We start from the raw sequence: 26,515 nt of genomic DNA, 5'->3' as shown, positions 1-26,515 counted from the left end.
GATTCGGATAACGACTCGGATGAACAGCGGGGGCACAGCGTCATCCGCCATGCCCCCGCAAGAGTACGACGGATCGCCGCTACCGCATACTCACAGCTCGGATCACCGTCGGATCACCGCGGGATCACTGGTCGCGGAAGCGCACGATCTTGACGAACTCGTCGACGTCCAGCGAGGCGCCGCCGATCAGCGCGCCGTCGATGTCGGCCTGCGCCATGATCTCGGCGACGTTGCCGGACTTCACGGAGCCGCCGTACTGGATGCGGACCCGGTCGGCCAGCTCCTGGGTGTAGAGCTCGGCGACCTTGGCGCGGATGGCGGCGCAGACCTCCTGCGCGTCCTCGGCGCCGCAGACCTTGCCCGTGCCGATGGCCCACACGGGCTCGTAGGCGATCACGACGGACTCGGCCTGCTCGGCCGGGAGGTCCTTCAGACCGCCCTCGACCTGGGCGAGGGTGTGCGAGACGTGGTTGCCCGCCTCGCGGACCTCCAGCTCCTCGCCCACGCACAGGATCGGGGTGAGGCCGTGCTTGTAGGCGGCCTTGACCTTGGCGTTCACGAGCTCGTCGGTCTCGTTGTGGTACTGGCGGCGCTCGGAGTGGCCGATGGCCACGAACGTGCACTTCAGCTTGGCGAGCATGGGGCCGGAGATCTCGCCGGTGTAGGCGCCGGAGTCGTGCGCCGAGATGTCCTGGGCACCGTACTTGATCTTGAGTTTGTCGCCGTCCACCAGGGTCTGCACGGAGCGCAGGTCGGTGAAGGGCGGCAGGACGGCGACCTCGACGGCGTCGTAGTCCTTGTCGGCGAGGGCGAAGGCGAGCTTCTGGACGTGGGCGATGGCCTCGAGGTGGTTGAGGTTCATCTTCCAGTTGCCCGCCATCAGCGGCGTGCGAGTGGTCATGCGGGGTCAGTCCTCCAGTGCGGCGAGGCCGGGGAGCGTCTTGCCCTCGAGGTATTCGAGGGAGGCGCCGCCGCCGGTCGAGATGTGGCCGAATGCGTTCTCGTCGAAGCCCAGGAGGCGGACGGCCGCGGCGGAGTCGCCGCCGCCGACGACCGTGAACGCCGGGGAGTCGATGAGGGCCTGGGCGACCGCCTTGGTGCCCTCGGCGTAGTCGGGGTGCTCGAAGACGCCCATGGGCCCGTTCCAGAAGACGGTGGCGGCGTCGGCGAGCTTCGAGGCGTACAGCTTGCGGGTCTCGGGACCGATGTCCAGACCCTCCTGGTCGGCGGGGATCGCGTCCGCGGCGACCGTGGTGGGGTTCGCGGGGGCCTTCGTCTTCAGGTCCGGGAACTCGGGGGCGACGAGGACGTCGACCGGCAGGACCAGCTCGACGCCGGTCTTCTGCGCGCGCTCCATGTACTCCTGCACCGCGGGGACCTGGTCCTCCTGGAGGAGGGAGATGCCGACCTCGTGGCCCTGGGCCTTGAGGAAGGTGTAGGCCATGCCACCGCCGATGAGGATGCGGTCGGCCTTGCCGAGCAGTTGGTCGATGACGGCGAGCTTGTCGGAGACCTTGGCGCCGCCGAGCGCTACGACGTAGGGCCGCTTGACGTCCTCGGTGAGCTTCTTCAGGACGCCGACCTCGGTGGCGATCAGGAAGCCGGCGGCGTGCGGCAGGCGTGCCGGGAGGTCGTAGACGGACGCGTGCTTGCGGTGCACCGCGCCGAAGCCGTCGCCGACGTAGACGTCGGCCAGGGCGGCGAGCCGGTCGGCGAAGGCGCCGCGCTCGGCGTCGTCCTTGGCGGTCTCGCCGGCGTTGAACCGCAGGTTCTCGATGACGGCGACCTGGCCGTCGCCCAGGCCGGCGACCGTCGACCGCGCGGACTCGCCGACCGTGTCGGTCGCGAAGGCCACGGCGGAACCGAGGAGCTCGCCCAGCCGGGCGGCGGCGGGAGCGAGGGAGAAGGCCGGGTCCGGCGCGCCCTTGGGCCGGCCAAGGTGCGAGGCGACGACGACCTTGGCGCCCGCCTGCGCGAGGGCCTTGACGGTGGGCAGCACGGCGCGGATCCGGCCGTCGTCGGTGATGGTCGTGCCGTCGAGCGGCACGTTGAGGTCGGCGCGGACGAAGACCCGCTTGCCTGCGACGCCTTCGGCGAGAAGTTCGTCGATCGTCTTCATTACGGGGGCTCCTGGCGTGAGAGGGCTGTCGGTACGTGACGCAGGGCTCGGGCGGCGCGTCCCTGCGCCGCCCGAGCCCTGCACTCACATCGAGGTGCCTGATCTGTCGATCAGAGCTGGCCGCCGACGAAGACCGTCAGGTCGACGAGGCGGTTGGAGTAGCCCCACTCGTTGTCGTACCAGCCGAGGATCTTCACCGAGTTGCCCTCCTGGACCATGGTCAGGGAGGAGTCGAAGGTGCAGGAGGCCGGGTCGCCGACGATGTCCGAGGAGACGATCGGGTCCTCGGTGTAGGACAGGTAGCCCTTGAGGTCGCCGTCGTCGGCGGCCTTCTTGAACGCGGCGTTGACCTCGTCCTTGGTGACCTCGCGCTGCAGCGTCACGACCAGGTCGGTGGCCGAGCCGGTGGGCACCGGGACGCGCATCGCGATGCCGTCGAGCTTGCCCTTGAGCTGCGGGAGGACCAGCGCGGTGGCCTTCGCGGCGCCCGTGGTGGTCGGGATGATGTTCTCGGCGGCGGCGCGGGCGCGGCGCAGGTCCGAGTGCGGGAAGTCCAGGATGCGCTGGTCGTTGGTGTACGCGTGGACCGTCGTCATCAGGCCCTTGACGATGCCGAAGTTCTCGTCGAGAACCTTGGCCATCGGCGCCACACAGTTGGTGGTGCAGGAGGCGTTGGAGATGACGTGGTGGTTGGCCGCGTCGTACTTGTCCTGGTTGACGCCCATCACGATGGTGATGTCCTCGTCCTTGGCCGGAGCCGAGATGAGGACCTTCTTGGCGCCGCCCGCGATGTGCTTCTCGGCGTCGGCCTTCTTGGTGAAGATGCCGGTCGACTCGATGACGATGTCGACGCCGAGCTCGCCCCACGGGATGTCGGCGGGGTTGCGCTCGGAGAGCACCTTGATGGTGTGGCCGTCGACCGTGATCGTGTCGGCGGTGTGCGACACCTCGGCCTTGAGACGGCCCAGGATGGTGTCGTACTTCAGGAGGTGTGCGGTGGTCGCGGTGTCACCCAGGTCGTTGACAGCCACGATCTCGATGTCAGCACCCTGCTCCAGCAGCGCGCGGAAGTAGTTACGACCGATGCGGCCAAAGCCGTTGATGCCTACGCGGATCGTCACGAACCGATCTCCTCGTTGGTACGCCGGCCATGCGGTGCCGGCGAGCTGTATTTGGGATGTCCCCGACCACCCCCGACCCTACCTCTCCGAGGCCGCCGCAGTGACATCGAGTCCGCCCATACACGGCAGGGCGGCCCGTACCCGCCAGTAGAGGTACGGACCGCCCGGGCCGGAAGGCCCCGTCACTCGATTCGGTTACGAACGATGATGCGGGGTTGACTTCGGCGTGTCAGCTCTCAAGTGAGTCGAGTGCCTTTCCGATGAGCGCCTTGCGGTCGGCCGCCGAGGTGATGTGTTCCAGGCCGAAGCCCAGCAGCACGGTGTCGTCGGTGGTGACCGCTCCGTACGTCTGGAACAGGGCGCCGGTGCGCGTCCAGTCCTTCAGGACGGCCGGGCTGCCCGCGGGCGGCCCGGCGGCCCGCCAGGCGCCGAGCGACGTCTCGAAGCCCTCGGCCTGGGTGACGGCGCCTCCGACGACCAGCGAGGCGTCGTCCGCGAGGACGCCGTGGCCGCCGGTGCCGGGGTCGGTGACGTAGGAGATCGACACCTCGACGTTCTTGCCCGCGTAGGCGCTCAGGTCGAAGTTCACCTGCTGCCAGCCGCTGGAGGCGCCGGTGAGGGCGTTCCAGGAACCGGTGGTGCCGGTCGCGGTGCAGGCGCCCGAGCCGAGGGTGAGGTAGTGCCGCAGCCACGGGTGCTCGGTGATGTAGAAGCCGGCGTCGCAGTCCGCGGGCACGGCTGCGGTGGTGGCGCCGCCCGCCTCGGGGAGCGTGGTCCAGTCGTCGGCGCCGACCGTGTGGATCTCGACGATCGCGTTGTCGTAGCCGGGCTCGGTGTCCCACAGGAGCTGGGTCCGCAGGGTGGGCCTGCTCGCCGCGCCGACACCGCTGAGGTCGATGGTGCGGGTGAGGCGCTTGTAGGCGTCGTCGGTGTGCACCGCGGCGGCCATGTACGAGCCCGTGTACGGCCCGTACGGGTTGACCGTCCCGGTGAACCGGCCCGCGCCCGCGCTCTTGAACTGCGGGTAGGAGGCGGCAGGCAGCTCGTCCGAGGTGACCCCGTAGGTGCCCGCCTTGTCGAGCGGGTTGCCGGGCGCGGCGCCGAGGGCCCCGCTGAGGCCGCCGAGCTTTCCGGAGCCGGCGAAGCCGGTGGCGCCGGGGGTCGAGGTACGGGAGTACGCGCCCAGGTAGTACTGGCTGAAGTCGTTGGACGGGGTGCCGTCGCCGAGGTCGACGGTGCCGCCGGCCAGCTCGCCCGCCTCGATCAGCTTGCCGCCCTCGTTGAGGAAGGCGCGCAGTTCGAGCTGGGTCGGGTTGCCGGGGACGCTCGCGCCCGTGTAGTGGACGACCGTGTCGAAGTGGCTCAGCACGCCGAGCGCGTCGGGCGCGCCCTGGGTGGCGACGTCCCAGACGACCGCCTTGCGGCCGTTGGCCTTCAGCGCGTCGACGTAGGTCTGCGCCTGTGTGGCGGCCGCGCCCTCCTCGGCGACGACGAGCGTGTCGGCCTGGGGGCGTGCGGCGATCGTGTACGTGAAGTGCGAGCTGGAGACCTTCTTGCCGGCCTTGGTCGCACCGGTGAACCACACCTCGACCTTGTCGCCCGGTCCCCCGCCTCGCACCTTGGCCCGGTACTCGTCGAAGAAGAGGTTGTCGTCCCCGCCGTAGGTCTCGCCGCCCTTCCAGGCCTTGAGCGCCCGCTCGTGCGTACGGCCGCCGTTGACGCGGTACTTGACCTCCTTGTCCCGGATCGCCTTGCGTACGACGACGGAGACCTCCTGGTCGGCGCCTCGCGCGTACGACGTGGTGAACGGCGCCGGGGTGAAGTCGGCGGCCTTCAGGCCGACCGAGGACTTCGGCTGGTCGGGCTGGGCGGCGGACTCGGCGACGGAGAGCGCGAACGGGACGTTCTTGGCGAACTCGCCCTGGATCAGCTTCTCGTCGTCCGGGAAGTTGAAGCCCGACTGGCAGTCGGAGGCGTTCCACCGGTCGTTCGGGTCGAGGTTCGACGCGGTCTGGCAGGTCGACATCTCCGGGGTGAACATGGCGAGTCCGTTGACGTTCGACGCGTGGCCGTCCGCCTCGCCGTTCGTCGTGTACAGCTCCGAGGAGACCTGCGGGTGGTAGCCCGGCACCGCGCTGTTGTCGGGGGTGCCGGCGAGCGCCTTGTAGGCGACATCGTCCGGGGTGTCGGTGGCGACCTGCCAGCCGACGCCGTAGAGGAGCAGTTCGGCGGCGGAGTGGTAGTTGATGCCGTACGTGAACCCGATCCGCTTCTCGAAGGCGTCGAGCGCCTTGGTCTCGGGCTCGGAGCCGGGGCTCGCGCCGCGGTAGGTCTCGCTGGTGGGGTTGGGGGACGAACCCTCGTCGTCGTAGCCCCACTTGTAGGCGAAGTTGCGGTTGAGGTCGACGCCGTCACCGGTGGAGATCACGCCGTCGCCGTTGACGTCCCGCAGGTTCTTGCGCCACAGCCGGGTGTCGGAGTCCTTGAAGGTGTAGTCGTAGCCGTCGGGGTTGGCCGAGATCACGAACCACAGTTCGCTGGAGTCGACGATCTTCCTGACGCGCTTGTCGGTCTTGTAGTTGTCCAGGTAGTAGTGCATCAGCCGGCGGGTCATCTCCGGGGTGATCCACTCGCGCGCGTGCTGGTTGGACATGTACAGGACCGACGGCTTGGAGCCGTCCTTGGACTTCTTCGCGCCCTTGGTCAGTTTGAGAGCGAGGATGTCCTGGCCGTTGACGGTCTTGCCGATGGAGACGACCTTGGTGAGCCCGGGATTCTCCTGGCCGGTGCGGAGGATCTCCTCCTTCAGGCCGCCGCTGCCGCTGTACGGGCGGAACACGCCCTCGGCAGCGGCCTCGACGCGGTTTTCCGCCTTGGCCGAAAGCGTGTGCTCGGTGAGCTCGACCCCCTGCTTCCGAAGCTTCTTCGCCTGCTTGTCGGTGAGGTAGACCTCGACCGTGGCGGTGCCCTTCGCGGGCGCCTGCTCGCCGAGTTCGTGGCCGTCCTGGCCGGCCGCCAGCAGCAGGGGTACCTGCTTCTTGGTGACCTCGGCCCGGAAGACCTTGACCTCGTCCGGGTCGGGTTTCGGCGAGTTCGCGGACTGCGCCTGGGCGATGGGTGCGAGCGCCGCTCCGCCGAGCAGTAGGGCGCCGACAGCGAGGATCGATCTCGCTCTACGTCTCATGAACCCCCCTAGCGTGAGTTCGCCACAGCAGCGAACTCTGCCAGGCTCATGACAGATCATGATCCAGTCAAGGGCGCCTCAAGGCCATGCAACTGCCGGTGGTGTCCTCGTGCTGTCACCCCTTCGGATGACAGCACGAGGACACCGCCGGCGTTCTGACGAGTTCTCAGCCGACCATGTTGTCGGCGAGCTCCTCGCTGAGGTTGGCGTCCGTTCCCGGGATGCCGAGGTCGGAGGCGCGCTTGTCGGCCATCGCCAGCAGCCGGCGGATCCGGCCGGCGACCGCGTCCTTCGTCAGCGGCGGGTCGGCGAGCGCGCCCAGCTCCTCCAGGGAGGCCTGCTTGTGGTCCATGCGCAACCGGCCGGCCGCCGCGAGATGCTCGGGCACCTCGTCCCCGAGGATCTCCAGGGCACGCTGGACGCGGGCCCCGGCGGCGACGGCCGCTCGGGCGGAGCGGCGCAGGTTGGCGTCGTCGAAGTTGGCGAGCCGGTTCGCCGTGGCCCGCACCTCACGGCGCATCCGGCGCTCCTCCCAGGCCAGCACCGACTCGTGTGCGCCGAGCCGGGTGAGCAGCGCCCCGATCGCGTCGCCGTCGCGGACGACGACCCGGTCGACCCCGCGCACCTCGCGGGCCTTCGCCGCGATGGAGAGCCGGCGGGCGGCGCCGACCAGCGCGAGCGCGGCCTCCGGGCCCGGGCAGGTCACCTCCAGGGAGGAGGAGCGGCCGGGCTCGGTGAGCGAGCCGTGCGCCAGGAAGGCCCCGCGCCAGGCCGCCTCCGCGTCACAGGTCGCGCCGGAGACCACCTGCGGGGGCAGACCCCGGATCGGACGGCCGCGGCCGTCGACGAGCCCCGTCTGCCGGGCGAGCTGGTCGCCGCCCGCGACCACGCGCACGACATAGCGCGAGCCGCGGCGCAGACCGCCCGGAGCCATCACGATCAGCTCCGAGCTGTGGCCGAAGATCTCCAGGATGTCCCGCTTGAGCCGCCGGGCCGCCATCGCGGTGTCCAGCTCCGCCTCGATCACGATGCGCCCGCTCACCAGGTGGAGGCCGCCGGCGAACCGCAGAATGGCGGAGACCTCCGCCTTTCTGCAGCAGGTCCGGGTGACGGGGAGCCGGGAGATCTCGTCCTTCACCGCTGCCGTCATCGCCATGGGCCGATCCTTCCATGCATCCGAAAAATACGGTCGTACGCGGCGGCCAACAGCTCCGGGTCATGCCTCGGGGTTCCGTCGGGCCGGGCCACCGGCGCCAGCTCGACCGCGGCCCCGAAGCGTTTGGCGGCGTCGGTCAGCGAGTCGCGGTCGGACGCGGCTGCCTCGTCGGCCAGCACCACGTCCAGGGCGAGTTTAGGGGCGTGTCGTCCCAAAACCTCCAAATGACGCTGCGGGGAGAAGCCGTCGGTTTCTCCCGGTTGCGGGGCGAGGTTCAAGGAGAGCACCCGGCGCGCCTTCGTCTCCATGAGGGCGTCCAGCAGCTCGGGCACCAGCAGGTGCGGCATGACCGAGGAGAACCAGGAGCCGGGCCCGAGCACCACCCAGTCCGCGTCCAGGACGGCGGCGACGGCCTCGGGGACGGCCGGCGGGTCGTTCGGCACCAGGTGCACGGACTGCACTTCGCCGCGCGTCAGCGCCACGGTCGCCTGCCCCCGGACGGTGTCGATGTCGTCCGGCCGGTCCGGGTCGTGCCCCTTGACCAGCGCCTGGAGCTCCAGCGGCACGGCGGACATGGGCAGCACCCGCCCCTGCGCGCCGAGCAGCTTGCCGACCAGGTCCAGCGCCTGGACGTGGTCGCCGAGCTGTTCCCACAGGGCGACGATCAGCAGGTTGCCGACCGCGTGGCCGTTGATCTCGCCCTGCGACTGGAAGCGGTGCTGGATGACCCGGGCCCAGGTCTGGCCCCAGTCGTCGTCACCGCACAGGGCGGCCAGCGCCTTGCGCAGGTCGCCGGGCGGCAGCACGCCCAGCTCGTCGCGCAGGCGTCCGCTGGAGCCGCCGTCGTCGGCAACCGTGACGACGCCCGTGAGGTCGCCGGTGATCCGGCGCAGTGCGGTGAGCGAGGCGGACAGACCCATGCCGCCGCCGAGGGCGACGACCTTGGGCTGGGTGCCGCGGCGGCGCGGTTTGCCGCCGCGGGCCTCGACCGGCCGGCCCGCGCGCCCCTCGGGGGCGACCCTGCGCAGCCGGCCGAGCCGCGGAGTACGTCCTGTCATTCCCGTCCCATGTCCCGGTGCACGACCACCGTCTCCACGCCCTCGGCCGCGAGGCGCGCGGCGAGCTTCTCCGACATGGCCACCGAGCGGTGCTTGCCGCCCGTGCAGCCGACCGCGATGGTCACATAGCGCTTGCCCTCCCGACGGTAGCCCGCGGCAACCAGCTGGAGGAGTTCGGCGTACCGGTCGAGGAACTCCTTCGCGCCGGGCTGGTTGAGGACGTACGTGGAGACCTCCTCGTTGAGGCCGGTGTAGGGGCGCAGTTCCGGCACCCAGTGCGGGTTGGGCAGGAACCGCATGTCCACGACCAGGTCGGCGTCGACCGGCAGGCCGTACTTGAAGCCGAAGGACATGACGGTGGCCCGCAGTTCGGGCTCCTCCTCGCCCGCGAACTGGGCGTCCATCTTGGCGCGCAGCTCGTGCACGTTGAGGCTGGAGGTGTCGATCACCAGGTCGGCGTCGCCGCGCAGCTCGCGCAGCAGCTCGCGTTCGGCGTCGATGCCGTCGACGATGCGGCCGTCGCCCTGCAGGGGGTGCGGGCGGCGCACGGACTCGAAGCGGCGCACCAGGGCGTCGTCGGAGGACTCCAGGAAGACGATCCGCCGTGTGACGTTCCTCGACGCCAGGTCGGCGAGGGACTCGCGGAGGTTGTCGAAGAAGCGCCGGCCTCGGACGTCGACGACGACCGCGATCCGCGCCACGTTGCCCTGGGAGCGGGCGCCCAGTTCCACCATGGTGGGGATCAGGGCGGGCGGGAGGTTGTCGACGACGAACCAGCCGAGGTCCTCCAGGCACTTGGCTGCCGTCGAGCGGCCGGCCCCGGACATGCCGGAGATGATCACCAGCTCGGGGATGGCCGCCTCGGGGATCCCGGGTGGGGTGACGTCCGTACTCACCTGTGCTCCGTCTTCCTGGCGTGCTTCTTGCTGGGGGCTGTCGGGGCCCGCTGGGGTCTGTTCTCGCCGGTCTGTGGGGTGTGTCTCGTGCTCGGTCATGTCTCCTGCCCCCGTCGTTCTTCCGGGGCGCCCGCCGTCACGGGGTCTCCGGGGGAACCCGTCGTGGTGTCGGGTTCCTCATCATCAATGATCTCTCCGGTCGCCGTGTTCACGGCGGGGGCGGGCGGTGCCGCCTGTGCGAGGGCCACGGCGATGGTCTCGGCCGTCTTGCGGCCTATGCCGGGGACCTCGCAGATCTGCTCGATCGTCGCGGCGCGCAGCTTCTTCACCGACCCGAAGTGCTTGATCAGCGCCTGCTTGCGCGCCTCGCCGAGCCCCGCCACCTCGTCCAGCGGACCGGCGCGGAAGCGTTTGGCCCGCTTGGTGCGCTGGTAGGTGATCGCGAAGCGGTGGGCCTCGTCACGGACGCGCTGGAGCAGGTAGAGGCCCTCGCTGCTGCGGGGCAGGACGACCGGGTCGTCCTCGTCCGGCAGCCAGACCTCCTCCAGCCGCTTGGCGAGGCCGCAGACGGCCATGTCGTCGATACCGAGCTCGTCCAGCGCCCGCTTGGCGGCCGCGACCTGCGGCTGTCCGCCGTCGACGACGACGAGCTGGGGCGGGTAGGCGAAGCGCTTGGGGCGGCCCTCCTCGTCCTTCAAGCCCTGGCCGAGAACGCCGTCCGGCTCCTCGTCGACCCACTCGCCCGTCCGCTCCTTCTCCGCGAGGTAACGCCGGAAGCGGCGGGTGATCACCTCGTGCATGGAGCGGACGTCGTCCTGGCCCTCGAAGCCCTTGATCTGGAAGCGGCGGTACTCGCTCTTGCGCTGCAGACCGTCCTCGAAGACGACCATGGAGGCCACGACGTCGTCCCCCTGGAGGTGGGAGATGTCGTAGCACTCGATGCGCAGCGGGGCGCTGTCCAGGTCGAGGGCCTCGGCGATCTCCTCCAGGGCGCGTGAGCGCGTGGTCAGGTCGGAGGCCCGTTTCGTCTTGTGCAGGACGAGCGCCTGCTGTGCGTTGCGTTCGACGGTCTCCATCAGGGCCTTCTTGTCGCCCCGCTGCGGGATGCGCAGCGACACGTTGGACCCGCGCCGCCCGGTGAGCCACTCCTGCACGGGTTCGACCGGGTCGGGCAGGGCGGGGACCAGGACCTCCTTGGGGACGGAGTCGCCCGTCTCCTCGCCGTACAACTGCTGGAGGGCGTGCTCGACGAGGGCGCCGGTCGTGACGTCCTCGACCTTGTCGGTGACCCAGCCGCGCTGGCCGCGCACGCGTCCGCCGCGGACGTGGAAGATCTGGACGGCCGCCTCCAGCTCGTCCTCGGCGACCGCGATCAGGTCGGCGTCGGTCGCGTCCGCGAGCACGACCGCGTTCTTCTCCATGGCCTTCTTCAGCGCCTCGATGTCGTCGCGCAGGCGGGCGGCCCGCTCGTACTCCATCTCCTCGGCCGCCTCCATCATCTGCTTCTCCAGGCGGCGGAGGTAGGTGCCGGTGCGGCCGGTCATGAAGTCGCAGAACTCGTCGGCGAGTTCCCAGTGGTCGTCGGGGGCGATCCGGCCCACGCAGGGCGCGGAGCACTTGCCGATGTAGCCGAGCAGACAGGGGCGGCCGGTGCGGGCGGCGTTCTTGAACACGCCGGCGGAGCAGGTGCGCACAGGGAAGACGCGCAGCAGCAGGTCGACGGTGTCCCGGATCGCCCACGCGTGCGCGTACGGCCCGAAGTACCTGACGCCCTTCTTCTTGTGGCCGCGCATCACCTGCACGCGCGGGTACTCCTCGTTCATCGTGACCGCGAGGTACGGGTAGCTCTTGTCGTCGCGGTACTTGACGTTGAACCGGGGGTCGTACTCCTTGATCCAGGAGTACTCCAGCTGCAGCGCCTCGACCTCCGTGGACACCACCGTCCACTCCACCGACGCGGCCGTGGTGACCATCGTGCGGGTGCGCGGGTGCAGGCCCGCCAGGTCCTGGAAGTAGTTCGCAAGGCGCTGGCGCAGGCTCTTCGCCTTTCCGACGTAGATCACCCGGCGGTGCTCGTCGCGGAATCGGTACACCCCCGGAGAGTCCGGGATCTGTCCCGGCTTGGGGCGGTAGCTGGAGGGGTCGGCCATGTCTCACACCCTACTGGCGCGGGGTGACACTCCGGTGGGGCTGTGGACAACGGTCGGGGTGTCCGACGGTGCTGTGGACGAGCGGGGCCCAGGAGGCGCGGCCCCTGGGGCACCGACTCGGCCACGTGCACGTGCCACTCGGGCAACAGGTGTTGTCGGGACTTGGTCAACACGCTTCAATGCGGGGGAACTCGGGGCCCTGAAGGCCGCCCTACGGATGTGAAGGAGTTCCGGCGACGCAGGCAAGGCCCCGACCCCCCACGCGCACGGTCCGACCAGCCGTCGTGAGCATTCACAGAAAGGCCCCTGCATGCCGCACGCCACACAGCACGCGGACGCCGCCGTCGACACCGCCGCCGCGGCGGAACTTCAGACGGCACTGCGGGGCGGCCCCTTCCATGTGGCGCTGCGCGCCGCGATAGCCGCCCGTGGACTGCCGCTGCAGCGCGTCCAGCACCATCTGTCGCGTTACGGGGTCAAGGTGGGCGTGACGAGCCTGAGCTACTGGCAGCAGGGCGCCCGGCGGCCGCAGCGCCCCGAGTCGCTGCGGGCCGTCCGCGCGCTGGAGGAGATCCTGCACCTGCCGGAGGAGTCCCTGATCCGGCTGCTCGCGGAGCCCGACGGCGGGGGCGGCACCGCTGCGGCCGGACAGCCCGCGGGCCGCAGCTACCGTTCATTCCTGGAGGCCTCCGGCATCCTCGAACAGCTGCTCGGCGAACTGGAGTGCCCCGTCGACGGCGGGCTGCACACCCTGGGCCATCACGAACGGGTCCGCATCGGGGCACGCCGCGAGCTCCTGGGACGAGAGTCGCAGCACATCGTGCGCGCCCACCGTGACGGCGTCGACCGCTTCGTGGCCGTCCACCACGGCGACCCCGGATGCACCCCGGAGCGGATGACGGTGCACGCCCTGGAGAACTGCCGGGCCGGCCGCGTCCGCCGCCACCACGACACCGGCGTGCTCGTGGCCGAACTCCTCTTCGACACCCGCCTACGGGCCGGCGACACCTTCCTCTTCCGCTACGGCGTCGAGGACGGCACCGCCGGCGCGTCCCGCGAGTACGTCCGCGGCTTCGGCTCGGCGGGCGGCCAGTACGCCCTGCAGATCCGCTTCGACGAGCACGCCCTGCCGGTGCGCTGCCACCGGTTCACCCAGCACTCGGCGGCGGCGCCGCGCAGCGGCCGCCAGGAACTGCCGTTCAGCGGCCGCCACCGCTCGGTGCACCTCGTCGAGCCGCGGGTGCGGTCGGGCATGGTGGGCATCGGCTGGGACTGGGAGTGAACGGCCGATCGGCTGCCCGTTCAGGCGTTCGCGCAGGTGTGGGCCCGCGTTTACGCGCGCCTTCGAATGGGATAGCTTCCGGGCCGGAAGGTCAGTGAGAGGCCGCGGGGTCCGAGGGGCGGGAAGGGCGCGATGCCGACCATGGCCGACGTCGCGCGGCACACGGGTGTCCGCCTGAGGGCCGTCTCGTACGCGCTGAACGGCACGCGATGACCGCCGGCCCGCCGCGCGTCCCGCGCACCCTGCGCGAGCGCGGCCTGCCCAGGCCCGAGGACACCGTGCCGTTGCCGTTGTCCGGCGACCGGCCGGCACGGACTCGTACAGCTCGCCCGCACCGGCGTCCCTCGCACGCGCACCCAGAGAACCCGAAAGGAACCGTCCTGTGATCGTCGTCGCCGGTGAGGCCCTGATCGACCTGGTACCGCAGGGCACGGGTGCCCTCGCGGGGCTGCAGCCGGCGCTCGGCGGCGGCCCCTACAACACGGCCGTCGCGCTGGGCCGTCTCGGCTCCCCCACGGCCTTCTGCTCCCGCACCTCGCGGGACGCCTTCGGCGAGGCGCTGCTGGGCAGACTGCGGGAATCCGGCGTGGACCTGTCGTCGGTGCAACGCGGCGCGGAGCCGACCACGCTCGCCGTCGCCACGATCGACCAGAACGGTTCGGCCGCCTACTCCTTCTACGTCGACGGCACCGCCGACCGGCTGTTCTCGATGCCGGCCACGCTGCCCGCGGGGACGCGCGCGGTCTCCTTCGGCACCTGCTCGCTCGTCCTGGAGCCGGGTGCGAGCGCGTACGAGGAGCTGCTGCGGGCCGCCGCGGCACAGGGTCTGTTCACCGTGCTCGACCCGAACATCCGCCCCGGGCTGATCCCCGACGCCGACGCCTACCGGGCCCGCTTCAAGAGCTGGCTGCCCTCGGTGTCCCTGCTCAAGCTCTCCGAGGAGGACGCCGAGTGGCTGGGCGGCACCCCGCGCGAGTGGTTGTCCGCCGGTCCCTCGGCCGTCGTGATCACCCAGGGCGGGGACGGACTGACCGCCTTCACCCGGAGCGGCGCGGTGTACGCGGTGCCGGGTGAGGAGGTGGACGTGGTGGACACCATCGGTGCGGGGGACACGGTGAACGCGGCCCTGCTGCACGGCCTTTCGGCGCGGGACGCCCTGTCCCCGGTAGCCCTCGAAGGGCTGGGCGCCGACGGCTGGGGGCAGTTGCTGCGGTTCGCCGCACGCGCGGCGGCGATCACCTGCTCCCGGGCCGGAGCGGAACCGCCGTACGCCTCCGAACTGGGCCAGTTCTAGAGGCTGTTGGCCCTGCGAGGGGGGAAGCGGGGGGACGGCGCTGGAAGGTGGCGGCGGCCCGGCACAGAGGGAACGGGCGGCGCCCCGCGGGGAGTTCCCGCGGGGCGCCGTGTTGCTCGCGCGGTTCGTCAGGCCTTGCGGGCCCGGGTCGTCTTCTTCGCGGGGGCCGCCTTCGTCGTCGCCCCGGCGGCCTTCTTGGTCGCCGTGTCGTTCACCGTCGACGTCTTGGCGGTCGCCGTCTTGCGCGCCGTGGTCCGGGCCGCGACCGTCTTCTTCGCCGCCGTCCTGCGCGGGGCCCTCACCTGGGCGGCGTCGCTGATCCGATCGGCGCCCAGGACCTCCCGCAGGAACTTGCCGGTGTGGCTGGTCGGCACCCCGGCGACCTCCTCGGGCGTACCCTCGGCGACCACCAGACCGCCGCCGGCGCCGCCCTCGGGACCCATGTCGACGACCCAGTCGGCGGTCTTGATCACGTCGAGGTTGTGCTCGATGACGATGACCGTGTTGCCCTTGTCGACGAGGCCCGCGAGGACCTTCAGGAGCTTGCTGATGTCCTCGAAGTGCAGACCCGTCGTCGGCTCGTCCAGGACGTAGACCGTGCGGCCGGTGGAACGGCGCTGGAGCTCGCTGGCGAGCTTCACACGCTGGGCCTCACCGCCGGACAGCGTCGTCGCGGACTGGCCGAGCCGGACGTAGCCGAGGCCGACGTCCTTCAGGGTGCTGAGGTGGCGGGCGATCGCGGGGACCGCCTCGAAGAAGTCCGTCGCCTCCTCGATCGGCATGTTCAGGACGTCTGCGATGGACTTGCCCTTGTAGTGGACCTCCAGCGTCTCCCGGTTGTAGCGGGCGCCGTGGCAGACCTCGCACGGGACGTAGACGTCCGGGAGGAAGTTCATCTCGATCTTGATCGTGCCGTCGCCCGCGCAGTTCTCGCAGCGGCCGCCCTTGACGTTGAAGGAGAAGCGGCCGGGCAGATAGCCGCGGACCTTCGCCTCGGTCGTCTCCGCGAACAGCTTGCGGACGTGGTCGAAGACACCTGTGTACGTGGCCGGGTTGGAGCGCGGGGTGCGGCCGATGGGCGACTGGTCGACGTGCACGACCTTGTCGACGAGGTCGTCACCGTCCACGCGCGTGTGCCGCCCGGGAACGTTCCTCGCGCCGTTCAGCTCGCGGGCCAGGTGCGTGTACAGGATGTCGTTGACCAGCGTGGACTTGCCGGAACCGGAGACGCCGGTGACCGCGGTGAACACGCCCAGCGGGAAGGACACGTCGATGTCCTGCAGGTTGTTCTCGCGGGCGCCGTGCACGGTGAGCCGGCGGGAGGGGTCCTGCGGGCGCCGGATGTCGGGCACCGGGATCGCCTTCTTGCCGGACAGGTACTGCCCGGTCTGCGACTCGGCGTTGGCGAGCAGCTCCTTCAGGGAGCCGCTGTGCACGACCTTGCCGCCGTGCTCGCCGGCCCCCGGGCCGATGTCGACGATCCAGTCGGCGACCTTGATGGTGTCCTCGTCGTGCTCGACGACGATGAGCGTGTTGCCCATGTCGCGCAGCCGGACGAGGGTCTCGATCAGCCGGTGGTTGTCGCGCTGGTGCAGACCGATGGACGGCTCGTCGAGGACGTAGAGGACGCCGACGAGACCGGAGCCGATCTGGGTGGCCAGGCGGATGCGCTGGGCCTCGCCGCCGGAGAGCGTGCCGGCCGCGCGGTTGAGGGAGAGGTAGTCCAGGCCGACGTCGACCAGGAACCGCAGCCGCTCGTTGACCTCCTTCAGGACGCGCTCGGCGATCTTCTTGTCGCGGGCGTTGAGCTTCAGCTCGCCCAGGAAGTCCGCGCAGTCACTGATGGACATCCCGGAGACCTCGGCGATGGACTTGTCCATGACCGTGACCGCGAGGACCAGCGGCTTGAGGCGCGTGCCCTCGCAGGTGGGGCAGGGCACCTCACGCATGTAGCCCTCGAAGCGCTCACGGCTGGCGTCGCTCTCGGCCTCGCTGTGCCGGCGCTTCACGAACGGGACGGCGCCCTCGAAGGGCGTGGTGTACACCCGCTCGCGGCCGTACCGGTTGCGGTAGCGGACCTCGATCTGCGTCTTGTGGCCGTACAGCAGGGCCTTCTTGGCGCGCTGCGGCAGGCCCGCGAAGGGGATGTCCGTACGGAAGCCCAGCGCGTCCGCGAGGGCGCCGATCAGGCGGCCGAAGTAGTCCTTGGTGTGGCCGTGCGACCAGGGGTGGATGGCGCCCTCGTCGAGGGACTTGTCCTCGTCCGGGACGATCAGCTCGGCGTCGACCTCCATGCGCGTGCCGATGCCGGTGCACTCGGGACAGGCGCCGAAGGGCGAGTTGAAGGAGAAGGAGCGGGGCTCCAGCTCCTCGAAGGACAGGTCGTCGTACGGGCAGTACAGGTGCTCCGAGTACATGCGCTCGCGCTCGGGGTCGCCCTCGGGGAGGTCGACGAAGTCGAGCACGACCATCCCGCCGGAGAGGCCGAGCGCGGTCTCCACCGAGTCGGTGAGGCGGCGCTTGGCCGTGTCCTTCACCGTGAGACGGTCGATGACCACCTCGATGGTGTGCTTCTCCTGCTTCTTCAGCGTGGGCGGTTCGGAGAGCTGGATGGTCGTGCCGTCGACCCGCGCGCGGGAGTAGCCCTTGGTCTGGAGATCCGCGAACAGGTCGACGAACTCGCCCTTGCGCTCGCGCACCAGCGGCGACAGCACCTGGAAGCGGCTGCCCTCCGGCAGCTCCAGCACCTTGTCGACGATGGCCTGCGGCGACTGGCGCGTGATCGGCCGGCTGCACTCGGGGCAGTGCGGCTTGCCGATGCGCGCGAAGAGCAGGCGCAGGTAGTCGTAGACCTCGGTGATGGTGCCGACCGTGGAGCGCGGGTTGCGCGAGGTCGACTTCTGGTCGATGGAGACGGCCGGGGAGAGGCCCTCGATGAAGTCGACGTCCGGCTTGTCCATCTGGCCGAGGAACTGGCGGGCGTACGAGGAGAGGGACTCGACGTAGCGCCGCTGGCCCTCGGCGAAGATGGTGTCGAAGGCCAGCGAGGACTTGCCCGACCCCGACAGGCCCGTGAAGACGATGAGCGAGTCGCGTGGCAGGTCGAGCGAGACATTCTTGAGGTTGTGCTCGCGCGCGCCACGGACGATGAGACGGTCGGCCACGCCGGTCCGCACCTTTCTTGAGAGAAGTGACAGGGGCGGGGCCCCCGTCCTTCTCAGACTAGGGGGAGCCACTGACAACGCCGGTCGGGGTTCACCGGTTCACAACAATCCCCGGTCTTCCAGCATGCCCGACGCCGTCACCGACCATATAGCACGTGCATTCGATTTAGGGTCGCAGTCCGCCACCTTCACCCGAAGGGGTGGCGGGGCTAGGGTCGACACCATGATTGATCACGCTCATGACCTGGAGTCTGTACGTGACGCGACCGAGCGGCTGCTCACCGCAGTCGCGAAACTGGACAACGCGTCGGTGACCGAGTCGTCACGCCTGCCCGGCTGGAGCCGCGGCCATGTCCTCGCCCACCTCGCCCGCAACGCGGACGCCCTCGTGAACGTCCTCGAGGGCCGCCCGATGTACGCCGACGCGCACGTCCGCGACGCCGACATCGAGCGGGACGCCCCGCGCCCCCTGGACGTCCAGCTCACGGACGTACGCGAGAGCGCGGCCCGGTTCCAGTCCGCGGGCGCCGCGCCCGCGGACTGGTCGCGCACCGTGGAGCTTCGCAACGGGGTCGTCGACTCGGCGGCCCAGGTGCCCTTCCGGCGGTGGGCGGAGGTCGAGCTGCACTATGTGGACCTCGGCGTCGGCTACGAGCTGGAGGACCTGCCGGAGGAGTTCACCGGGCGGGAGACCGAGTTCCTCGCGGAGCGGTTCGCCGGACATCCCGACATCCCGCCGACGCGCCTGACGGACGGCACGCGCGTGTGGCGCACGGGCCGCGAGGCCGACGAAGGGGAGGTGACCGTCAGCGGCTCCCCCGCGGACCTCCTGGGCTGGCTGGCCGGGCGCCGCGACGGATCCGCGCTGACCGTGGACGGCGGGCCGCTGCCGGCCCTTCCCCCGCTATAGGCTGCCGCCATGACGTACAGCGGAGAGGTGACGGTCGGCGGCCCGGCGGACGTGCACGAGCTCAAGGACCTGATGATCACCAAGATCGCGGTCGGCCCGATGAACAACAACGCCTATCTGCTGCGCTGCCGGGCCACGGACGAGCAGTTGCTGATCGACGCGGCCAACGACGCCCACGCCCTGCTCGGCATGATCGGTGACGACGGCATCGCGTCCGTCGTCACCACGCATCAGCACGGCGACCACTGGCAGGCTCTCGCCGAGGTCGTGGCGGCCACGCACGCGCGTACCCACGCCGGCCGGGAGGACGCCGACGGCATCCCCGTGCCGACCGACGTCCTGGTGGACGACGGCGACGTCATCCGGGTGGGGAACGTGGAGCTCACCGCGCGCCATCTGGTCGGACACACGCCCGGCTCGATCGCCCTGGTCTACGACGACCCGCACGGCCATCCCCATGTGTTCACCGGCGACTGTCTCTTCCCGGGGGGTCCCGGTCGGACAACACGTCCGGAAGAGTTCAACTCCCTGATGGGCGGCCTGGAGACCAAGCTCTTCGACGTCCTGCCCGACGAGACGTGGATCTACCCCGGCCACGGCAACGACACCACCATCGGCACGGAGCGGCCCCACCTCGCGGAGTGGCGCGCACGAGGCTGGTAACCGTCCAACGACGACCGCCCCTGTTTCGAAACCGAAGAGGGGGCGGTCGCGCGTTCAGGCCCGTTCCACGCCCGGGAGGGTCACGCCCCACGGACGGTGGCCGGCGGGAACATCGGTACGGCGGTCAACGCCAAACCGTTGATCTTGGCCGGGGGTCTACCTGCTTCGGACTGGTAGGCCCGCATGTTGAGCTGTCGCGTATTCCAGCTTGGACAGCCCTGGTTGGTCACTCTGGGTGGCGTGGACCTGGTCGTCGCGGTCGGTGGCGATCTCGCGAAACAGCTCGCCCTCGCCGCCGCCGGAGCCGGGGTGGACACCGCGATCGTCGCCGACAACGAAACCGCCGCGCAGTTCCTGGAAAAGCTCCTGCGCCCCGGCGACAAGGTTCTGGTCAAGGCGTCTCGCGCAGGGATGCTGTGGCAGGTGTGCCAGCGACTTCTCGGTGAAGACGTCACCGGCTGGTGACGGGCACCCGCGAACTGAACCTCAACCGCCGGTATTTCGGCCTGATGGCTGTCGGCACACACCTGACCGAGAGGACCGCACGATGCACATGAAACGCCTCGCCGCAGCGGCAGGAGCCGCCCTGCTGACCGCCCTCGCCGTACCCGCCGACGCCCACGCCGCCGCCATCGCCTGCGGCGGCGCCGTCTCCGCCCAGAACATCGGCGCACAAGGCTGCATCAGCGCCGAGCGGTTCAAGGACGAGAAGATCTGATGGCGCGACATCAAGGCGCACGCCGTCATCACCAAATCCCGCGCCCACGCCTCCTACGTCGACTACGAGGCGTTCATGAACGTCCAGGGCTCCAGTAGCTGGACGAAACTCGGCAACGGGCGCACGGTCGTTCAGCGCCGTTCCACGATCGGCCCCTTCGAGATCGGCTCCGCAACCCGCATCTGCGGCCCGGTCAACGCAAAAATCACCATCCGCGTCCACGTCCGGCCGGCCGGCCGGAGGCGCCTGGTCAAACTGGAGCAGCGCCGCGACGTCGCAGTGCCAGACCAGATCTCACGTACGACGAAGCCCCCGCCTCTGGCAACAGGAGGCGGGGGCTTCGTCATGTCAGCGCGGCCTTCTGTGGACCGGTGGATGCTGCTATACGCGATCGAAGATCTGAAGCTGATCCTCCTGGAAAACTATGCGTTCCACAGAACCACCGAGCCCGCGCAGACGGGCGGCATTCTCGAAGTCGGATGTGTCGCACGGGCCCGGAAGGCGGTGGCGTCCTGGCCATCCTGACCGGCCCCGGTCACCGCGCTGGTGACCAACCGTCCCGACGACCTGGCCGTGGTGGACGCGGCCGTGCGGCTGGCCGCTCCCCGCAAGGCTCCGGTGCTGCTGGCCGCCGTCCTGCCCGCGCCGTCGCAGATCCCGGACCGCGCCCGTGTGGACGCGCAGGCGGCGCGGGTGTTCCTGGCCCGGGTGCTGCCCCGGCTGCGTGCGGCCGCGGTCGGCTACATCCCGGTCGCAGCGAGCTGCTGTGGTCGTTGCGCAACCCCAGCCACACCGTCCCGGGGAGAGATCTCGGGGGGCGTCCCGCAGACCAGCGGTTTCAGTGGATTCCCGAGCGCCACTCGGGCGACTTTCCGACGGGGCGGTGGCGTGACTGCCGTGATTCCCGGCCGACCGGTACGACCATGCTGACGTACCGCGGCACCAGCCACTGGGGAGGACCTGTGGAGCGAGAGGACGGCACATCGGTGGCCACCGGTGTCACCACCGAGCGTCTCACCGGGCTCCGCAGGTGGAACCTGGGGCTCACGCTGCTGCACCTGATCCAAGCCGTGGCCATCGTCCTGCTCGCCGGAAGCTTCTCGATCACCGTGACCTCCTCCGTCCCCGAGGGGCCACCGGGAACGGCAGCGCCCGCCCCGGAAGCGTTGTTCGACGTGCCGATCGGCTGGGCCGTCGCCGTCTTCCTCGCCCTCGCGGCAGCAGACCACCTGCTGACGGCGACAGTGTGCCGCGACACCTACGAACGCGACCTCAGACGCGGCATCAACCGTTTCCGGTGGCTGGAGTACGCGCTGAGCGCAACCCTGATGGTGCTCCTCATCGGCTTCTACGCGGGCATTACCGGCCTCAATGCCGTCATCGCCGTCGTCGGCGCCAACGTCGGGATGATTCTCTTCGGCTGGATCGAGGAGGTGATGAACCCTCCGGGGCGGGCGAGGACCAGCATGCTGCCGTTCTGGTTCGGGACGCTGGTCGGCGTCACGCCGTGGGTCTCGATCGCGTATAACACCGTCGCGGCCGAGACCGTCCCCGGCTTCGTGTACGGAATCGTTCTCGTCCAGGCCGCCCTCTTCTTCAGCTTCGGTCTCAACCAGTGGCTCCAGTACCGCGGAGTCGGCCGGTGGTCCGACTACGCATATGGGGAGAAGGCCTACCTGGTCCTCAGCCTCGTGGCGAAGTCACTCCTGGCGTGGCAGATCTTCGCCGGCTCGCTGGCTGACTGAACCTCTTCTGTCCGAAACCCCCATCGGCAAGACCCGAACACCCGCTTCGCGGGCGGCCTCGACGGCATCGGCCATCAGCCGGTCGTACGCGGGGCGTTCCTCACCCGAGTGCGCGCTCACATCGTTCTCGACGTACTCGCCGCCGACCTCCCAGCCGTTCTCCTCGGAGAACGGCTGGGAGGTCGCTGATCTGCCGGTTGACGCCCCGTCGACAGTACGCGCGGGTCCCCGGAGATCCGCGAGCAAGGGAAGACGAGGGTACGACGCGGGGAGCATCCCAGTGTTCAGAGGAACCCAGGACTTCCCCGGCGGCGTGGGCAACACCCGCAAGGATCCGAAGGCGTTCGCGAGCCTGATCCACGACGTCGAGACGAAGATCTTCGCCGTGCTGCCGGACGAGACCTGGGTCTATCCGGGCCACGGCGACGACACCACGCTGGGCGCGGAGCGGCCGCACCTTCCGGAGTGGCACGCGCGCGGGTGGTGAGCCTTCCCTTGCAGGGGGCGCGCGTTTCCGGACGCGCGCCCCGTGTGAATCGCGTGCACGCGCCGGCGCCTCGCGCGCGCTCCCCGCACACGTGGTTGCACGGTCAACTGGTGGCAGCCCCGCGCGGGATGACGGCTCCGGCGCGGATGGGCCGCCGGTCCACTATCCCCGCCCTCGGCCGGCGGCCCAGGCGCACTGCGCGACCCTGTTCACAAGAACGCAACACCCGTTCCCACCATGCGGACAATTGATGACGTGACCTGGACAAACAGGGATTTCGCTGCCACTCTCCCGCCATGCATCTCGCCCCACGTGTTCTGCGCCGCGCCGTAGCCGGCGCCACCGTAGCCCTCCTCGCGACCGCCGTCGGCTGCGCTCCGCAGCCGGAGGAGAAGGCGGCTTCCACGCCGTCCGGTTCGAGCGCGAACACCTGCGCCAAGGGCAAGCTCGCCACCGAGACCTCCGGCAAGCTGACCATCGCCACCGACTCACCCGCGTACGAGCCGTGGTTCAAGGACGACAAGCCGTCCAACGGCAAGGGCTTCGAGTCGGCCGTCGCCTACGCCGTCGCGCAGCGGCTCGGCTACGACAAGAGCGCCGTGGTCTGGCAGAGCGTGCCGTTCAACAAGGCTTTCGCGCCGGGCGAGAAGACCTTCGACTTCGACGTCAACCAGGTGTCGATCAGCGACGAGCGCAAGAAGGCCGTGGACTTCTCCTCCGGCTACTACGACGTACGCCAGGCCGTCATCGCCCTGAAGGGCTCGAAGGCCGCCAAGGCGACGACCCTCGCGGGCCTCAAGGGCCTCAAGCTGGGCGCACAGGTCGGCACGACCAGCCTGGACTACATCGACGACGTGGTGAAGCCGACGCAGCAGGCCGCCGTCTACGCCAAGAACGACCAGGCCAAGTCCGCGCTGAAGAACGGCCAGGTCGACGCGATCGTGGTCGACCTGCCCACCGCGTTCTACATCACCGCCGCCGAGGTGACGGACGCCGAGATCGTCGGCCAGTTCGAGAACCAGGGTGCCGCGCCCGAGCAGTTCGGCCTTGTGCTCGACAAGGGCAGCGCGCTCACTTCCTGCGTCACCGCCGCCGTGGACACCCTCCGCAAGGACGGCACCCTGGCGAAGCTCGAACAGCAGTGGCTCTCCGACGCCGTCGACGCCCCGGTGCTCAAGTGACGGTCACGAAGGAGGAGTCCGGCCAGGAAGGCTCGGACGACAAGGGCGACATGTCCGGGGGCGGCGCCGGCGACGCGTACGTCCCCTCGCAGCGGCGGCTGGAGCGCGAGCGCTACAAGCGGGCGCGTGCCCGCCGCGCCACGGCGATCGCCGCGCTGTCGACCCTGCTCACGGCCGTCGTCCTCTACCTGATCGTCGTCGGCGCACCCGGCTGGCCGCGCACCAAGGAGACCTTCTTCAACGGGCAGTACGCGCGCGAGGCGCTGCCCAAGGTCCTCGAAGGGCTGTGGCTGAACGTCCGGCTGCTGCTGATCTGCGGCGCCGCCGTCCTGGTGCTCGGCATGCTCATCGCCGTGGCCCGCACCCTGCGCGGCCCCGTGTTCTTCCCGCTGCGGGTGCTGGCGGCGGCGTACACGGACTTCTTCCGCGGACTGCCGCTGATCATCAACCTGATGATCGTGGTGCTGGGCGTCCCCGCGCTGCGCCTGCAGGGTGTGACCGTCGACCCGGTGTGGCTCGGCGGTACGGCGCTGACCCTGACGTACTCGGCGTACGTCGCCGAGGTGTTCCGCGCCGGCATCGAGTCCGTGCACCCCTCGCAGCGTGCCGCGGCCCGCTCGCTGGGCCTGAACAACCGGCAGACGCTGCGCCACGTGGTGCTCCCCCAGGCCGTGCGCCGCCAGGTGCCGCCGCTGCTGAACGACCTGGTGTCGCTGCAGAAGGACACCGGCCTGGTGTCGATCGGCGGTGCCATCGACGCGGTACGCGCGGCGGACGTCATCGTGGGCCGCAGCCTGAACTACACGCCGTACATCGTCGCGGGACTGGTCTTCGTGGCCCTGACCATCCCGATGACCCGCTTCACGGACTGGGTGACGGCCCGGATGGACCGTCAGCGGGCCCAGGGAGGAACGACATGAGCGATACTCCGACGCCGCGGACCCCTGTGCCGCGGACCCCGGTGCTGCGGATGGAGTCCGTCCGCAAGACCTTCGGCGGCTCCGTCGTCCTGCGGGACGTCGACCTGGAGGTCGCCCCGCACACGGTGACGGCCCTGATCGGCGCCTCCGGCTCCGGCAAGTCCACGCTGCTGCGCTGCGCCAACCTGCTGGAGGACATCGACGACGGCGCGATCTGGTTGGACGGCGAGGAGATCACCGATCCGCGCGTCGACCAGGACGCGGTGCGCCGCCGGATCGGCGTGGTCTTCCAGGCGTACAACCTGTTCCCGCACATGACGGTGCTGGAGAACGTCACGCTCGCCCCGCGCCGCGTGCACGGCGTCGCCCGCGCGGAGGCCGAGGAACACGCCAGGGGGCTCCTGGAGCGGCTCGGGCTGGCCGAGAAGGCGGGCGAGTACCCCGACCGGCTCAGCGGCGGTCAGCAGCAGCGTGTGGCGATCGTGCGCGCCCTGGCCGTACGTCCCCGGCTGCTGCTGCTCGACGAGATCACCGCGGCCCTCGACCCGGAGCTGGTGGGCGAGGTCCTCAACGTCGTCCGCGACCTGAAGGGCGACGGCATGACGATGGTGCTGGCCACGCACGAGATGGGCTTCGCCCGCGAGGTCGCCGACCAGGTCTGTTTTCTGGACGGAGGCGTCGTGCTGGAGCGGGGTACCGCCGAGCAGATCTTCGGCGACCCGCAGCAAGCGCGCACGCAGCGCTTCCTGCGGCGGATCGTTGAGGCGGGGCGCCTGTAAGGACCGTGCGCGCCTGTAAGGACCGTGCGCCTGGTCGCCGGGGCTTACGCCTCCGCCCGCGCCGCCCCCACCAGCGCTGCCACCCGCTCCACCCCGAACACATACCCCTGCACACCGCACCCCGCGATGACGCCGTCGGCCCGCAGCGAGACGTACGAGTGGTGCCGGAAGGCCTCGCGCCGGTGGATGTTGGAGATGTGGACCTCCAACACGGGCAGGCCGTCGCAGGTGTTGAGTGCGTCCAGAATCGCGACCGACGTGTGCGAGTAGGCGCCCGGGTTGATCACGATGCCGCAGTGGTCGAGCCGCGCCTCGTGGATCCAGTCGACCAGCTCGCCCTCGTGGTTGGACTGACGGAAGTCGATGGTGCCGCCGCGCGCGGCCGCCGCCTTCACGCACATCGCCTCGACGTCGGCGAGCGTGTCCGACCCGTAGATCTCCGGCTGCCGCTGGCCCAGGAGGTTCAGGTTGGGGCCGTTCAGGATCATGATCGGGGCGTTGGCCAGGGTGCGGGGCACGGTTCCTCCGGTCGTTCGGCGGTGGGGCGGCCGTAGGTGACCGCTGCTCGGGCCCCGGTTTATCACGATGCGTGGACCGGGCCACGGCTCCTATTGTCCTGGCCATGATCTCGTATCCGCCCAAGCCCTCCCCCGGTGACCGCATAGCCGTCGTCTCACCCGGCACCGGCCTGCCCGGCCTCTTCCCGCGCCCCTTCGAACTGGGCCTGGAGCGGCTGCGCAAGGACTACGCGCTCGAACCGGTGGAGTACCCGGCCACCCGCACCATGGGCTCGACACCGCAGGAGCGTGCCGACGACATCCACGCCGCGTTCGCCGATCCGGACATCAAGGCGGTCATGGCGTCGATCGGCGGCGACGACCAGATCACCGTGCTGCCCCTCCTCGACCGGGAGTTGATCCGCGCGAACCCGAAGCCGTTCTTCGGGATGAGCGACAACACCAACCTGCTCACCTACCTGCGCAACACCGGAATCGTCGGCTTCCACGGCGCGACCGTGATGTGCGAGCTGGGCCGCCCCGGTGCCATGCACCCGCAGACCGCCGACTCCTTGCGGGCCGCGCTGTTCGCCTCGGGAGAGTACGAACTCGGGCCCGCCGAGCGCTGGAACGACGTCAACGGCGACTGGGCCGACCCGGCCACCTTCGACACGGAGCCTGCGACCCGGCCCGGCGACGGATGGACCTGGGAGAACACCGACCGGGTGGTGGAGGGCCGCAGTTGGGGCGGCTGTCTGGAGATCGTCGGCTGGCTGCTGATGGCCGACCGGGAGATCGCACGCGACCTGTCCGAGTACGACGGCGGGGTGCTGCTCCTGGAGACCTCCGAGGACATGCCGAGCGCGACGGAGGTCTTCTACACCCTGCGGAACATGGGCGAACGCGGGCTGCTGCGGCGCTTCTCCGCGCTGCTGATGGGCCGGGCGAAGACCTGGTCCTTCCAGCAGCCCAACAGCCCGCAGGAGGCCGCTCGTTACGCAGCCGAGCAGCGCGAGGCCGTCCTGCGCGCGATGCGGGCCTACGCTCCCGACACCATGATCGTCTTCGACGTGGACTTCGGCCATACCGACCCCCAGCTCGTCATCCCCTACGGGGGCCTCGTACGCGTCGACGGACCCGCCCGGCGCATCACCGTCACGTACTGACCGGAGCCGACCACTCCCGTACGCC

Annotated in this window: 23 protein-coding genes and 1 pseudogene; 14 read left to right on the top strand and 10 right to left on the bottom strand. The window is 70.2% G+C overall.

Annotated elements, in window-relative coordinates:
- Positions 1–124: 124 nt before the first annotated feature.
- The 8 genes from tpiA to uvrC form a co-directional block, all read right to left on the bottom strand.
- Entirely contained in the window at positions 125–901 is a 777-nt protein-coding gene (gene tpiA / locus ACIBTS_RS18675) for a triose-phosphate isomerase (protein WP_319338512.1), read from the bottom strand.
- Positions 902–907: 6 nt separating this feature from the next.
- Positions 908–2,119 carry a phosphoglycerate kinase gene (locus tag ACIBTS_RS18670; protein WP_399320595.1) on the bottom strand — a complete coding sequence of 404 codons (1,212 nt, stop codon included), beginning with the start codon at positions 2,117–2,119 and terminating at the stop codon, positions 908–910.
- Positions 2,120–2,229: 110 nt separating this feature from the next.
- Positions 2,230–3,240, bottom strand: a complete 1,011-nt coding sequence (gene gap, locus ACIBTS_RS18665; RefSeq protein WP_079663060.1) for a type I glyceraldehyde-3-phosphate dehydrogenase — start codon at positions 3,238–3,240, stop codon at positions 2,230–2,232.
- Positions 3,241–3,469: 229 nt separating this feature from the next.
- Positions 3,470–6,424: a M14 family zinc carboxypeptidase gene (locus ACIBTS_RS18660; protein ID WP_399320593.1), complete on the bottom strand. Its 2,955-nt coding sequence runs from the start codon at positions 6,422–6,424 to the stop codon at positions 3,470–3,472.
- Between the two features lie 166 nt (positions 6,425–6,590).
- Positions 6,591–7,580, bottom strand: a complete 990-nt coding sequence (gene whiA, locus ACIBTS_RS18655; protein ID WP_319670484.1) for a DNA-binding protein WhiA — start codon at positions 7,578–7,580, stop codon at positions 6,591–6,593.
- Entirely contained in the window at positions 7,571–8,638 is a 1,068-nt protein-coding gene (yvcK, locus tag ACIBTS_RS18650; RefSeq protein ID WP_399320591.1) for a uridine diphosphate-N-acetylglucosamine-binding protein YvcK, read from the bottom strand. Before yvcK ends, whiA begins: the two co-directional genes overlap by 10 nt.
- Positions 8,635–9,633: an RNase adapter RapZ gene (rapZ, locus tag ACIBTS_RS18645; RefSeq protein WP_319670485.1), complete on the bottom strand. Its 999-nt coding sequence runs from the start codon at positions 9,631–9,633 to the stop codon at positions 8,635–8,637. Before rapZ ends, yvcK begins: the two co-directional genes overlap by 4 nt.
- On the bottom strand, positions 9,630–11,684 hold the full coding sequence (gene uvrC / locus ACIBTS_RS18640; protein WP_399320589.1) for an excinuclease ABC subunit UvrC: 2,055 nt from the start codon (positions 11,682–11,684) through the stop codon (positions 9,630–9,632). The genes rapZ and uvrC overlap by 4 nt, the downstream gene beginning before the upstream one ends.
- A gap of 310 nt (positions 11,685–11,994) precedes the next feature.
- Here uvrC and ACIBTS_RS18635 point away from each other — a divergent pair, with 310 nt between their 5' ends.
- Both ACIBTS_RS18635 and ACIBTS_RS18630 read left to right on the top strand, forming a co-directional pair.
- Positions 11,995–12,966 (top strand): hypothetical protein, encoded by a 972-nt coding sequence (locus ACIBTS_RS18635; protein ID WP_399320587.1) that lies wholly within the window; start codon positions 11,995–11,997, stop codon positions 12,964–12,966.
- Between the two features lie 382 nt (positions 12,967–13,348).
- On the top strand, positions 13,349–14,260 hold the full coding sequence (locus ACIBTS_RS18630) for a carbohydrate kinase (RefSeq protein ID WP_399320585.1): 912 nt from the start codon (positions 13,349–13,351) through the stop codon (positions 14,258–14,260).
- A 128-nt stretch (positions 14,261–14,388) separates the two neighbouring features.
- Here ACIBTS_RS18630 and uvrA read toward each other — a convergent pair whose 3' ends face one another.
- Positions 14,389–17,424 (bottom strand): excinuclease ABC subunit UvrA, encoded by a 3,036-nt coding sequence (gene uvrA, locus ACIBTS_RS18625; protein ID WP_399320583.1) that lies wholly within the window; start codon positions 17,422–17,424, stop codon positions 14,389–14,391.
- Between the two features lie 223 nt (positions 17,425–17,647).
- On the opposite strand from uvrA, the gene ACIBTS_RS18620 reads away from it, so the two are divergent.
- The 11 genes and pseudogenes from ACIBTS_RS18620 (at position 17,648) to ACIBTS_RS18570 (ending at position 24,827) form a co-directional block, all read left to right on the top strand.
- Positions 17,648–18,334, top strand: coding sequence for a maleylpyruvate isomerase family mycothiol-dependent enzyme (locus ACIBTS_RS18620; RefSeq protein WP_399320581.1), 687 nt, complete (start codon positions 17,648–17,650; stop codon positions 18,332–18,334).
- A 9-nt stretch (positions 18,335–18,343) separates the two neighbouring features.
- Positions 18,344–18,997 (top strand): MBL fold metallo-hydrolase, encoded by a 654-nt coding sequence (locus tag ACIBTS_RS18615; RefSeq protein ID WP_399320579.1) that lies wholly within the window; start codon positions 18,344–18,346, stop codon positions 18,995–18,997.
- Positions 18,998–19,237: 240 nt separating this feature from the next.
- Entirely contained in the window at positions 19,238–19,462 is a 225-nt protein-coding gene (locus ACIBTS_RS18610) for a UDP-N-acetylmuramoylalanyl-D-glutamate--2,6-diaminopimelate ligase (RefSeq protein WP_399320578.1), read from the top strand.
- 82 nt (positions 19,463–19,544) lie between these two features.
- Positions 19,545–19,715: a hypothetical protein gene (locus tag ACIBTS_RS18605; RefSeq protein WP_399320576.1), complete on the top strand. Its 171-nt coding sequence runs from the start codon at positions 19,545–19,547 to the stop codon at positions 19,713–19,715.
- A gap of 75 nt (positions 19,716–19,790) precedes the next feature.
- Positions 19,791–20,240, top strand: a complete 450-nt coding sequence (locus tag ACIBTS_RS18600; RefSeq protein WP_399320575.1) for a hypothetical protein — start codon at positions 19,791–19,793, stop codon at positions 20,238–20,240.
- 21 nt (positions 20,241–20,261) lie between these two features.
- Positions 20,262–20,645 carry a hypothetical protein gene (locus ACIBTS_RS18595; protein WP_399320573.1) on the top strand — a complete coding sequence of 128 codons (384 nt, stop codon included), beginning with the start codon at positions 20,262–20,264 and terminating at the stop codon, positions 20,643–20,645.
- A gap of 32 nt (positions 20,646–20,677) precedes the next feature.
- Positions 20,678–21,460 carry a heliorhodopsin HeR gene (gene heR, locus ACIBTS_RS18590; protein WP_399320571.1) on the top strand — a complete coding sequence of 261 codons (783 nt, stop codon included), beginning with the start codon at positions 20,678–20,680 and terminating at the stop codon, positions 21,458–21,460.
- Between the two features lie 280 nt (positions 21,461–21,740).
- Positions 21,741–21,947 (top strand): annotated as a pseudogene (locus ACIBTS_RS18585) (MBL fold metallo-hydrolase); the annotation flags it as partial.
- A gap of 296 nt (positions 21,948–22,243) precedes the next feature.
- The gene (locus tag ACIBTS_RS18580) at positions 22,244–23,128 is read left to right on the top strand and encodes an ABC transporter substrate-binding protein (protein ID WP_399320569.1); all 885 of its coding nucleotides are present in this window, start codon (positions 22,244–22,246) and stop codon (positions 23,126–23,128) included.
- Positions 23,125–24,048 carry an amino acid ABC transporter permease gene (locus tag ACIBTS_RS18575; protein ID WP_399320567.1) on the top strand — a complete coding sequence of 308 codons (924 nt, stop codon included), beginning with the start codon at positions 23,125–23,127 and terminating at the stop codon, positions 24,046–24,048. Before ACIBTS_RS18580 ends, ACIBTS_RS18575 begins: the two co-directional genes overlap by 4 nt.
- Positions 24,045–24,827: an amino acid ABC transporter ATP-binding protein gene (locus ACIBTS_RS18570; RefSeq protein WP_399320565.1), complete on the top strand. Its 783-nt coding sequence runs from the start codon at positions 24,045–24,047 to the stop codon at positions 24,825–24,827. The genes ACIBTS_RS18575 and ACIBTS_RS18570 overlap by 4 nt, the downstream gene beginning before the upstream one ends.
- Before the next feature lie 44 nt (positions 24,828–24,871).
- Here ACIBTS_RS18570 and aroQ read toward each other — a convergent pair whose 3' ends face one another.
- A complete protein-coding gene (gene aroQ / locus ACIBTS_RS18565; RefSeq protein WP_319670495.1) occupies positions 24,872–25,345 on the bottom strand; it encodes a type II 3-dehydroquinate dehydratase in 474 nt (157 codons plus the stop codon).
- Between the two features lie 98 nt (positions 25,346–25,443).
- On the opposite strand from aroQ, the gene ACIBTS_RS18560 reads away from it, so the two are divergent.
- Positions 25,444–26,490, top strand: a complete 1,047-nt coding sequence (locus ACIBTS_RS18560) for a S66 peptidase family protein (protein WP_399320797.1) — start codon at positions 25,444–25,446, stop codon at positions 26,488–26,490.
- Positions 26,491–26,515: the final 25 nt, after the last annotated feature.

It is taken from the genome of Streptomyces sp. NPDC050121, from assembly GCF_044460385.1.
Classification (GTDB): Bacteria; Actinomycetota; Actinomycetes; order Streptomycetales; family Streptomycetaceae; genus Streptomyces; species Streptomyces soliscabiei.
This window is presented reverse-complemented; position numbering and strand designations above follow the sequence as displayed.

What these genes read in the sequence shown, in the direction of transcription:
- ACIBTS_RS18635 (WP_399320587.1), top strand. Translation starts at nt 11,995, where the DNA reads ATGCCGCACGCCACACAGCACGCGGACGCCGCCGTCGACACCGCCGCC.
- uvrC (WP_399320589.1), bottom strand. Translation starts at nt 11,684, where the DNA reads ATGGCCGACCCCTCCAGCTACCGCCCCAAGCCGGGACAGATCCCGGAC.
- tpiA (WP_319338512.1), bottom strand. Translation starts at nt 901, where the DNA reads ATGACCACTCGCACGCCGCTGATGGCGGGCAACTGGAAGATGAACCTC.
- ACIBTS_RS18580 (WP_399320569.1), top strand. Translation starts at nt 22,244, where the DNA reads ATGCATCTCGCCCCACGTGTTCTGCGCCGCGCCGTAGCCGGCGCCACC.
- ACIBTS_RS18620 (WP_399320581.1), top strand. Translation starts at nt 17,648, where the DNA reads ATGATTGATCACGCTCATGACCTGGAGTCTGTACGTGACGCGACCGAG.
- ACIBTS_RS18670 (WP_399320595.1), bottom strand. Translation starts at nt 2,119, where the DNA reads ATGAAGACGATCGACGAACTTCTCGCCGAAGGCGTCGCAGGCAAGCGG.
- ACIBTS_RS18570 (WP_399320565.1), top strand. Translation starts at nt 24,045, where the DNA reads ATGAGCGATACTCCGACGCCGCGGACCCCTGTGCCGCGGACCCCGGTG.
- ACIBTS_RS18615 (WP_399320579.1), top strand. Translation starts at nt 18,344, where the DNA reads ATGACGTACAGCGGAGAGGTGACGGTCGGCGGCCCGGCGGACGTGCAC.
- yvcK (WP_399320591.1), bottom strand. Translation starts at nt 8,638, where the DNA reads ATGACAGGACGTACTCCGCGGCTCGGCCGGCTGCGCAGGGTCGCCCCC.
- whiA (WP_319670484.1), bottom strand. Translation starts at nt 7,580, where the DNA reads ATGGCGATGACGGCAGCGGTGAAGGACGAGATCTCCCGGCTCCCCGTC.
- rapZ (WP_319670485.1), bottom strand. Translation starts at nt 9,633, where the DNA reads ATGACCGAGCACGAGACACACCCCACAGACCGGCGAGAACAGACCCCA.
- ACIBTS_RS18600 (WP_399320575.1), top strand. Translation starts at nt 19,791, where the DNA reads ATGAACGTCCAGGGCTCCAGTAGCTGGACGAAACTCGGCAACGGGCGC.
- ACIBTS_RS18660 (WP_399320593.1), bottom strand. Translation starts at nt 6,424, where the DNA reads ATGAGACGTAGAGCGAGATCGATCCTCGCTGTCGGCGCCCTACTGCTC.
- ACIBTS_RS18605 (WP_399320576.1), top strand. Translation starts at nt 19,545, where the DNA reads ATGCACATGAAACGCCTCGCCGCAGCGGCAGGAGCCGCCCTGCTGACC.